Source organism: Mesorhizobium amorphae (genome assembly GCF_014843845.1).
Classification (GTDB): Bacteria; Pseudomonadota; Alphaproteobacteria; order Rhizobiales; family Rhizobiaceae; genus Mesorhizobium; species Mesorhizobium amorphae_A.
This window is the reverse complement of the sequence record NZ_JHQS01000044.1, coordinates 1-9,781: the sequence shown is the minus strand read 5'-3', so window position 1 is coordinate 9,781 and position 9,781 is coordinate 1. Positions and strand designations below refer to the sequence as shown.

The 9,781-nt window shown below is 57.8% G+C and carries 8 protein-coding genes and 2 pseudogenes; 6 read left to right on the top strand and 4 right to left on the bottom strand.

Features of this window, described 5'->3' with window-relative positions; genetic code table 11:
* Window positions 1–348: 348 nt before the first annotated feature.
* The gene (locus tag DH08_RS17555) at window positions 349–1,458 is read right to left on the bottom strand and encodes an IS110 family RNA-guided transposase (protein WP_192180488.1); all 1,110 of its coding nucleotides are present in this window, start codon (window positions 1,456–1,458) and stop codon (window positions 349–351) included.
* Between the two features lie 300 nt (window positions 1,459–1,758).
* On the opposite strand from DH08_RS17555, the gene DH08_RS17550 reads away from it, so the two are divergent.
* Window positions 1,759–2,673 carry a MurR/RpiR family transcriptional regulator gene (locus DH08_RS17550; protein ID WP_192180486.1) on the top strand — a complete coding sequence of 305 codons (915 nt, stop codon included), beginning with the start codon at window positions 1,759–1,761 and terminating at the stop codon, window positions 2,671–2,673.
* A gap of 35 nt (window positions 2,674–2,708) precedes the next feature.
* Here the strand turns inward: DH08_RS17550 and DH08_RS17545 are convergent, their stop codons facing one another.
* The 3 genes from DH08_RS17545 to DH08_RS17535 all read right to left on the bottom strand — a co-directional run bounded on the left by DH08_RS17545 (window position 2,709) and on the right by DH08_RS17535 (window position 5,156).
* Window positions 2,709–3,596, bottom strand: coding sequence for a MurR/RpiR family transcriptional regulator (locus DH08_RS17545; RefSeq protein WP_192180485.1), 888 nt, complete (start codon window positions 3,594–3,596; stop codon window positions 2,709–2,711).
* A 110-nt stretch (window positions 3,597–3,706) separates the two neighbouring features.
* Window positions 3,707–4,396 (bottom strand): cysteine hydrolase family protein, encoded by a 690-nt coding sequence (locus tag DH08_RS17540; RefSeq protein WP_428338533.1) that lies wholly within the window; start codon window positions 4,394–4,396, stop codon window positions 3,707–3,709.
* Window positions 4,386–5,156, bottom strand: a complete 771-nt coding sequence (locus DH08_RS17535; RefSeq protein WP_192180482.1) for an N-formylglutamate amidohydrolase — start codon at window positions 5,154–5,156, stop codon at window positions 4,386–4,388. Before DH08_RS17535 ends, DH08_RS17540 begins: the two co-directional genes overlap by 11 nt.
* A 352-nt stretch (window positions 5,157–5,508) precedes the next feature.
* Here DH08_RS17535 and DH08_RS17530 point away from each other — a divergent pair, with 352 nt between their 5' ends.
* The 5 genes and pseudogenes from DH08_RS17530 to DH08_RS17515 all read left to right on the top strand — a co-directional run.
* On the top strand, window positions 5,509–6,822 hold the full coding sequence (locus tag DH08_RS17530; RefSeq protein WP_192180480.1) for a glutamine synthetase family protein: 1,314 nt from the start codon (window positions 5,509–5,511) through the stop codon (window positions 6,820–6,822).
* A gap of 32 nt (window positions 6,823–6,854) precedes the next feature.
* A complete protein-coding gene (locus tag DH08_RS17525; protein WP_246800913.1) occupies window positions 6,855–7,934 on the top strand; it encodes a GlxA family transcriptional regulator in 1,080 nt (359 codons plus the stop codon).
* 39 nt (window positions 7,935–7,973) lie between these two features.
* Window positions 7,974–8,134: pseudogene (locus DH08_RS36445) on the top strand (arginase); the annotation flags it as partial.
* 2 nt (window positions 8,135–8,136) lie between these two features.
* A complete protein-coding gene (locus DH08_RS17520) occupies window positions 8,137–9,195 on the top strand; it encodes an ornithine cyclodeaminase (protein WP_192180479.1) in 1,059 nt (352 codons plus the stop codon).
* Between the two features lie 243 nt (window positions 9,196–9,438).
* Window positions 9,439–9,781 (top strand): annotated as a pseudogene (locus tag DH08_RS17515) (IS630 family transposase); the annotation flags it as partial.

Here is a 9,781-nt window from a genome sequence, read left to right as displayed (position 1 = left end):
TCCTAATACAGGATCGGCAACCTCACAGATCGTGATCACTCCCGAAAGGTGGCCCGGAAACACCGCTCTGATGTCCGCTGTCAAGATTAGGCACGCGGATGATCACCCGCTCCGAGGGGATCGGCTGCCATGAGGATGGTCGCGCATGGGTGGAGGCGGAACTGAAGGACGTCGGTGATCAAGCTCTGATGCGCGGGTTGGCTACCGCATTCCCGATTGTGCGTCCGGGGCTGTTCCTATCTTACTGCGGGCGTCGGCGGTTGCCGGCCACAAAGCGTCTGACGGGCATTCCCCTGCCGTGGTCCCGCCTCCGCCCATGCGCGAGATGTGCGCCGTCGCGGCGGGCGATCAGGTGGCGCGCGCCTCCCTTGCGACTGCCCACATGAAGCCGACCAGCTCACGGGCGATCGCGGTGCAGACGACTGTTGTCCGTTTGCCCCGTGCGCTCAGCATGCGGTAGCGGGCTGTCAGGCGGGACTGCGCCTTCCAGGCGATCTCACGCACCTTCGGTGGCGCCTGTTCCAATCGGTATAGCTTCGCCTTCCCGACCTTGGGCGGATGCCGATAGGTCCAGGCGCTCTCGACTAACATGTGGCGCACACGACCGTTGCCCGCCTTTGTGATGCCGCCGCGTCGGACTGTTTCCCCGGTTGAGCGCTCGCCGGGAACGAGACCGAGATATCCCATGAGCTGACGTGGGCTTTCGAACCGGCTGGCGTCGCCGACTTCGGTGACGAACGTCACGGCGACGATCAGGTCTACCCCACGCAACGTCTGAAGCGCCAACACGATCGGCGCCAGCGACCAGGTCGGGACGAACTCTTCGATCACACGCTCCAGCCGCTCGACCCGTTCTTTCGAGACGCGCACCGCCTCGACCATCTCCTGGAGGGCGATCTGATGCGCGGGATGATCGAACCGCTGTTCCTGAAGCCAGCGTAGATAGCGCATCGTCCAGCTCTTCTTGCGCGGATAGCTACGGCCGTGCTTGAGCATGAATGCGCTCACCTGCTGACGGTGGACGCGCAGCGTCTCAACCGCCGCAGCTCGGGCTCGGACGAGATCCCGTATGGACTCGTGCCCTTCATCGGGAACCCACACCGCGGTCAGCTCGCCGGCGCGCAATAGCCGGGCAAGGGAAATGGCGTCTCGGCGGTTCGTCTTCACCCGATCGCCAGGCTTCCTCGGTATCAATGATGGCGCAACCACGGTGCACTCATGTCCGAGTGAGCGGATCAGGCGATAAAGGCCATACCCGGTCGGCCCAGCCTCGTAGCAGAAATGCACGTGATCAAAGCGGCTGGCGATCCGGCCTATGACCCGCCGCATGCTGGTGGCCGACGCGTCGACCTCACCGAAGAACCGAACCTCTCCTTCCCGGCCCGCCTCCGCAATCGCAATAGCGTTCTTCAGCTTCGCAACATCGATTCCGACAAATGCTTCTCTATAATCTGCCACGGCTCGTCCTCCTGTGGTGAGGATCGGCTCGGCCCGCCCGAGTAACCCTCGGACGCGCAGTGTAGGGCGAGCCATCTCACCGGCAGAGGCGGACATACGGTCTTACGGTCGACTCGCCCCTCGTAGGTGAGCCGGTTTTGTGCACGCTATTCGCCGGCCTTGATTCAAAGCTGTGGAGCGGATAGAGCGCTTGCCTTTCTTGCTCGATCTGGGTTGCCCGATCGATTAAGAATTTGACATGTTGACGCACTTCAAGATGATTTGTAATTTCCTCTTCATGAGGTTGAGGGGAACTGATTGATGCAGTTTCGAGATATGCTGCTTCAAGGCGGCTTTTCGCTCACCCCGTCGGAGGAGCGCATTGTTCAGGTACTACTCACGGATTATCCGACGGCCGGCCTGGGCACTGCAACAAGCCTGGCTAAGCGTGCCGGGGTCAGCGACCCCACTGTGGTTCGTCTGGCCATAAAGCTCGGCTTTGAGGGTTTTCCCGACTTTCAGCAGCGGTTGCTTGCCGACATCGAAGCGCGATTGCATTCCCCACTGCTTATGATGGGAGCGAAGCGGCCAGAGTTGCGCACCGACAGCGAACAAGGTGCGGCTATTGCCTACATGCATTCTGTTGCCGGGAGCCTCGACAAGGCGTTGACGACCACTCCGCTGGCTACATATGAGCGCGCAGCCCGACTTGTCATGGATTCCAAAGGTAAGGTGGTCCTTCTCGGTGGACGCTACAGTCGGCACGTCGCCGGAATGTTGGCGAGCTACTTATCGCAATTTCGAGCCAATGTTGCCTACATCGAGACCCTGTCCGCCCAGCAGCTGGATCTGTTGGTCGACTTAGGAAAGAGAGACGTTCTGATCGTCTTTGACTACCGCCGCTACCAACGCGACGTGGTCGCATTTGCCGAACAAGCCGCCGCCCGCCACGTTCGGATTCTTCTGTTTACCGATCCATGGGTGTCGCCGATCTCGGATTTCGCAGAAGTTACCCTTTCCTGCCCGATCGAAGTCAGTTCGCCCTATGACACGATGGCACCGGCAGTGGCGCAGATCGAAGCCCTCGTCGCTCAGATTTTTGCAGCCACCGGTGAGCGGACACGCCGCCGGATTGAGGAACTCGAACAAATCCGTCACGAGAGCAATGTGACACTTAACGAGGCCCGCGCGCACAAAAATCAGAGCGACGCGGCTTCTCGTCAAAAACTCCAATAGCCGGCCCGAAGGGCATCTTCGCTCCCATTAGCGAGCTATGACTCCCTCACTGGTTCTCTCTGATGCGAGACCGAAGTCCTCAACGAGTCCCACTTCTTTATCCGCTGGCTTGCCTGGGGCCAGTTCGCCTCTGCGACCCGGGTTATGAGCGCCTCGATCAACGCGAACGCGGCAACGTTGCTGTCAAATGCAGTCTCGTTCTCAATGTGCAGCGCTATCACTTCCGATGCATATTTCGAGATTGGAGACATCCATCGATCCGTTATCAGGATGATCTTCAGCCCGCAGTGCTTTGAAACTCTTTCGGCGAATTCTTCAAGGGAACGTTGGTACCTTCTAAAATCCACAAGGACTAATACATCCCTTTGCCGCATGCGCAGTATATACTCAGGCCACCAGTCGTCCTCAGACGATACCTGGTGAACACCAGGGCGGATCTGTTTCAAGTGCCTAGACAAATACTGAGCGACGAGATCGCTAATGCGACCACCCAATGTGAATATATCCGACTTTGGATCGGAAAGAAGTGACCCCACTCTTTCAAACTGGGCGGCCGTGATAGCTCCGGCGGATGCCTTTAGCAACTCGGTGGATTTTTGGATGAAATTCTCGAAAAACTCGTCCGTAATACCACTTGTTGTTGTTCGCAAATCAAGCGGAGACTTCTGCCCTTGTCTCAGCTCCTTGATAAGTTGTTGTTGGAATTCCTGCAGGCCCTGATAGCCGAGTTTACTCACGAAGCGCGAGATAGAGGGAGCAGAGACGTTTGAGGAGGTGGCAATGACCTGAATTGGCTCAAGCCCGGCAAACGGATAATTTGACAGAATTAGCGCAGATAAGCGTCGCTCCGTGGCGGTTAAAGAATCTGCTGCTTTCCTTATCTGCTCCCTTACGGTTTCGCCGGGAATTGTGCTATCGGTCATGTTCTCTCCAAAGCCGGCCACCCCGCAAACCCTTAAGCACTGCTGTTTTCAGTATGCGGGACTGGGACCTGGCTAGCAAGCAAGCGCTCCGCCACGACAATGAGGTGCTGCTAACCAGCACTGGGCGTTAGCGCCCTGGGGGCGTGTTCCACGCCTTGTATTTCGGCAATGAGCTCCCGGGTCGTGACCTGACGACAATACCCCTTAATCGCCCGTAGCGAGCTATCATGGCGTTCCTGGGTATAAGTCAGGCATGCATCTGTAACCTGTGTGACGAGATAGCCCAAGTCACAGGCATCCCTGATCGCGCCCTCTACACACTGGTCGGTAACCAACCCTGCGAGTACGAGCTGTTTAACACCGAGATTCCGCAGGATGTAATCGATATTTGTGGAAATGAAGACGGAAGATGACGTCTTGGGCAGAACTATCTCATCACCCTGCACAGCTATCTGGTCGATTACCTTGCCGTCCCATGACCCCTTGGGGACATGGAATCCAGTTATCTTGTAGTCGAGAGATCTGTCTCGGCCATCAGCTGTCAAGCTTTCGATCGTTGTGTACATCACTTCAATACGGGACTTCCTGAAGGCGGCTTGCAAAGCCTGCATGTTCGGTATGACCCGAGCCTCAAGCTCGCCGAAAAACCAGCCGTACTTTGCTGCAAAATCTGCTTTCGGAAGCCCCGAAAATTCGGCTCCGTCACGGTGAGCACTGAAATTTTGGACATCGACAAAAAGTAAGGCTGATTGCTCCGGCACCAAGGGCACATTGCGAGTAAGGCTCATTTCAGTTCCCATTCAAATAGTCTTCGATAGATGATGCGACGATATCGGCCCAGCGCTTCTGACCTTCAGCCGTTCGGAGATGATCATTTCGGATCTCAATCAGGCTGTTGTTCAAGCCACGTGTCTCGCAATGCCGGGGCACAAACCAATCAGTCGAGTCGTTGACCTGATATGGCTCATTCATCCCCACGCTTAAACGCGGATACCTGCGTGTAATAGAGTCTCTCAGGCGCGCTGACGTGTCCGCGTCAAGACGGAACAGGAAACCGATATCCCACGGGCGCCACACGTTGTTCATGCGAGGAGTGAAACTGTGAACCGATATCGCCACTCTGTGTCGACCCTCATCTAGACGTCGACTAATCTCTGCGTGAAAAGGCTCGAAGATCTCGGCCACGCGAGCCGTGCGATCGGCAATGTCGACTTCCTGATTGCCGGGTATTCTGATCCCATCGCTTACTGCAGGAATAGCATCGAATGCCTCCGGCGGCCTGTTGCAATCTATGACTAGGCGGCTATACGGCTGAAAGACAGCGACAGCATCCAGCCGCCGCGCCAAAAGCCGCGCCACTTCGGCTGCCCCAATATCCCAGCCGACATGATCGTCAAGCACCTTGAGAGAAATGCCCAGATTTCCGAGCGCAGCGGGGATCGCCTGACCCGCATGTTCACACACCAGGAGCACAGAACTTGAACCGCCGGGGTTCATGACCTCAAACGGGGCCGGATCGCCCTGCCCCAGCAAGCGTAGCGTATCATAACCCTGCTTCATGCCATTATCTGTCCTTCGAGAGATCGACGGGCTTGGCGACGCCTGAGCCACCATTGAGATTTCAAACGACCCCTGGGGGCCAACTCTCTGGAGGAATCCCCCGCCGCACGCTCCCACCGTTCGTTGCAAAAGAGGACGAGATTTCATTTTCAATGTCAACTCAGTATTTTAGATTGACAAAAAAATTTCAGTCAGGTTTTCTGCGCTAAAGGCAACATGGTCGTTTCGAGACAGGCTATCGCAGTGGTGAGCTTGCAATGGCCGCGGAGCACTGGCGTAAGTTATGGATGGTCTCGACTAATTTGAACCTCACGATCTCGTTCCGCTGAGCCCAACGTTTTGAAGGACACCAATGATTTCGAACCCGCTCGTCTTCGCAGCTACGTCGGATATCGCTGGGAGAACACGTGGTAAAGCGTTTCCAGTTTCGGAACTGGCTAAGCGCCTGAAGCGTGGAATCGGCTGGACGCCGACGAATGTGATGATTACCTGTTTCGATGCGATCGCTCCAAGCCCCTTTGGCTCGCTCGGCGATCTGCTTCTGATCCCTGATACTGAGGCGAGCGTTGAGGTCGACTTCGCAGACGGCGGCATGGTTGAGCGTTTCATGTTGGGGGATATCACCGATCTCGACGGCCGCCCATGGGATTGTTGTACTCGCTCGATTCTCAAAGCGGCACTTGAACGGCTGCGATCTCGCGGCGGTATCCAGCTTGTGAGCGCCTTCGAGCATGAATTCCAGATGCTCGACGCCGGTGAGGTTCTTCCCGACGCCTATAGCTTGCGCGGGTTTACTCGGCGGCGCCAGTTCGGTGAGGCTTTAATGTCGGCTCTCGCTCAGGCCGGCCTGACCCCCGATACCTTCATGAAGGAATTTGGGCCAGATCAATACGAGGTTACCAATGGCCCTGCTCAAGGTCATCGCTCTGCCGACCAAGCGGTAATTCTTCGGGAGTTGACCCGCATGGCGGCTCAACGCTGCGGTGAGCAGGTGACGTTCGCACCCATTTTAGACCCCGCCAGCGTCGGTAACGGCGTTCACATCCATATGAGCTTCCTGGATGAGAATGGCTCCCCGGCAACGTACGACGAGAAAGACCCGTTCGGCATGTCCCAAATTACCGGGTCATTCATTGCCGGCGTACTCAAATATCTCGACTCCATCGTTGCCCTGACCGCCCCGTCTGACATTTCCTATCTGCGATTGACGCCAAACCGCTGGAGCGCGGCATATAACAATCTTGGCTTCCGCGATCGCGAGGCTTCAGTCCGGATCTGTCCCACTACCTCAGCAGATCCCGAGAAGATCGCCAGACAATATAACTTTGAGTACCGTGCGGCCGATGCCGCCGCCTCGCCACACCTGGCCTTGGCATCGATTCTCCATGCAGGTGCCCAGGGCATCGAAGACGGGCTCCCCGCACCCCGGGTAACTCAAGAGAACTTATCCGTGCTGACCGAGGCCGAGCTGTCTGATCGCGGCTACAAGCGGTTACCACAATCCCTGGAAGAGGCTTTGCTGCGTTTTGAGCAGAACGACGTTGTAACGCGTTGGTTTCCCGCCGGCTTTGCCTCGATATATACCGCGCACAAACGTGCCGAAATCGCGCATCTGGGCGATCGCGCCGTCAAAGAGCGCTGTTCCGCTTATTCAAAAGTGTACTGATAACGAGAAGGCACTTCGGGAGAGGCGTAGAGATGCTGAAGATGAAGGCAGCAGAACGTCTGTTCAGTCTCTATCTAGAGCCTGGATTTTCACTACAGGCTTTTTCTTCTGCAGTCGAGGCCTTACGGCTCGCCAACGAAGTGCTCGAATCGGAGATTTACGCTTGGCGAGTTGTATCTGACGACGGACACCCTGTGAGATCGAGTTGTGGACCTACGATCTCCGTTGATACGTCGCTCAAGGAGGAACGCGGCCTTCTTGGCAAAACGGGCTGGTCCCCGTCAGTCGCCGTAATTTGCGGAGGTAGCCACCCACTTACCGCAAATCGAGCCCTGCATGGCTGGTTGCGAGAATGCCGATCTAGGAAACTGTGTCTGGTCGGAATCGCGAGCGGGGTCTTCAGCATCGCCCAGACCGGTCTGGCGGATGGACGAAGATGTGCAGTGCACTGGGAACAATTCCCCTCATTCGTTGAACAGTTTCCAAGTGTCGCTGCTGTTCAAGCTGCTTATGAGATCGACGGAGACACGTACTCCTGCTCGGGTGGAGATGCTGCTTTCGACATGTTCGTGCAGTTCATCAAAGAGGATTATGAATTCCCTATTGCAAGCCGGGTGTGCGAAAAGGCCACCGCTATGAGGGTCCGTGAACCGGGTGATCGGCAGCGACTACCTCTGCATGCAGGCGCGGCCATTCACCATGACGGCCTGTTGAAGATCATCGAGCAGATGGAGAGGCATCTCGACGAGCCAGTAGCGCTCGAAGACATGGCTGCCTCCAGCTGCTTGTCTCGGCGCCAAGTTGAGCGCATCTTTTCGAAACAAATAGGACGTTCGCCTGCGCGATACTATCTCGAGATGAGACTTGAGCGCGCGCACTTGTTGATCTTGAACTCGCAACTTCCAATCGTCGAGATCGCGATGGCCTGCGGCTTCATCTCGGCCTCTCACTTTTCAAAGGCATATCGCGAGAATTATGGACTGGCTCCACGTGAGGCTCGCTCGGAAGCCGTAGAACGCCGACGGAGCGGGCACGGAACGTTCGCCGCGGCCGCTCCCGCACAATTGCCGATGGCGAGGTCATCAATCGGAGAAATGGTGCATGCAAAGTAATTCACGTTCCGGAAACTCGTCCGGAGGCCGCAGATAGTGCCCGACAGCGGCCTGGGTTCCAGCCTCGACCTGGTCGAGCTGAACCCGTTCCTCGACGAGCGCGGCCGCATACTGCCACCCTGATGGTCGACCTGACCGCCAGCCTGATGGGCCGCCGCATCATGGACCGCCCGACCCGCAGCCATTCCGGAAACATCTGATCATGACCCAACCTTCCCGCCTTGCCATCGTCCCGTTCGTCAGCGTCGACCGTATGATGAAGCTGGTGCTCACCATCGGGGTCGAGCGGTTTCTCACCGAGCTCGCCGCCTATATCGAAGAGGATTTCCGCCGCTGGGAGCTGTTCGACAAGACGCCGCGCATTGCCTCGCACAGCCATGACGGCGTCATAGAGCTGATGCCGACCAGTGATGGCCGGCTCTACGGCTTCAAATATGTCAACGGCCACCCCAAGAACATGCGCGAGGGCCGCCAGACGGTCACCGCCTTCGGCGTACTCGCCGATGTCGGCTCCGGCTATCCGATGCTGCTGACCGAGATGACCATCCTGACCGCCCTGCGGACCGCCGCCACCTCCGCCGTCGCAGCCAAATATCTGGCGCCCAAGGGATCGCGCGCCATGGCCATCATCGGCAACGGCGCCCAGTCGGAATTCCAGGCCGTCGCCTTCAAGGCTTTGCTCGGCATCGATCGGCTGCGGCTCTATGACATCGACCGCTCGGCTTCGGAAAAATGCGCGCGCAACCTCGCCGGCAAGGGTTTCGACATCACCATCTGCGCGACCGGGCAAGAGGCGGTGGAAGGCGTCGACATCATCACCACGGTGACGGCCGATAAGCAATGCGCTACGATCCTGACCGACAACATGGTTGGCTCTGGCGTCCACATCAACGCGGTCGGCGGCGACTGCCCTGGCAAGACCGAGCTGCATCGCGACATCCTTCCGCGTTCCGACATCTTCGTCGAGTTTCCGCCGCAGACGCGCATCGAAGGCGAGATCCAGCAGCTCGATGCCGACCATCCGGTGACGGAGCTGTGGCAGGTGATGACCGGCCAGGCGCAAGGGCGCAAGGCGCCAGAGCAGATCACGCTGTTCGATTCCGTCGGTTTCGCCACCGAGGATTTTTCCGCCCTACGCTATGTCCGCGACCAGCTGCAAGCGACCGGGCTCTACGAGGAGCTCGACCTGCTCGCCGACCCCGACGAGCCGCGCGACCTGTTCGGTATGTTGCTAAGGGCCGCCTTGCAGCCGGCGGCCTGAGGAACTCGCCAAAAGTGTCTGGTCTTGCTGTCCCCGGCCAGTCGGACGGGCACCTTCAATCAAGCATGCTATCAATCAACCCACAAGCCGTTGTTGGACAATCTCTGGATCGCTAATTGTTTATGACCTCGGGCTTGAAGCTGGTCTAGAGGCTAGAGCGTTTCATCTTTTGAGAGAATCGTAGGATTCCCAAGGAAGCGGGTTTGTGATTCAAGATGCTGGCTGGACGGAGGCCAGCATCGGATGACACGAGCCCTTTCGAACGATCTTCATGAGCGTGTTGTTGAAGCAGTCGGCGCCGGCGAGAGCTGCCGTGCGGTGGCGTCGCGTTTTGGCGTCGCAGTTTCTTCGGTAGTGAAGTGGTCGCAGCGTTACCGTGCCACCGGCTCGGTCGCGCCGGGCAAGATGGGCGGACACCGCAAGCGGGTTCTGGAGCCGCATCGGGCCTTCATCGTGGAGCGGATCAGCCAGACCTCTGATCTGACGCTGCATCGGCTGAAGGACGAGTTGGCCGCACGCGGGGTTAGGGTCTCGCACAATGCGGTCTGGGTGTTCTTGAGGCGTGAGGGCCTGAGCTTCAAAAAAA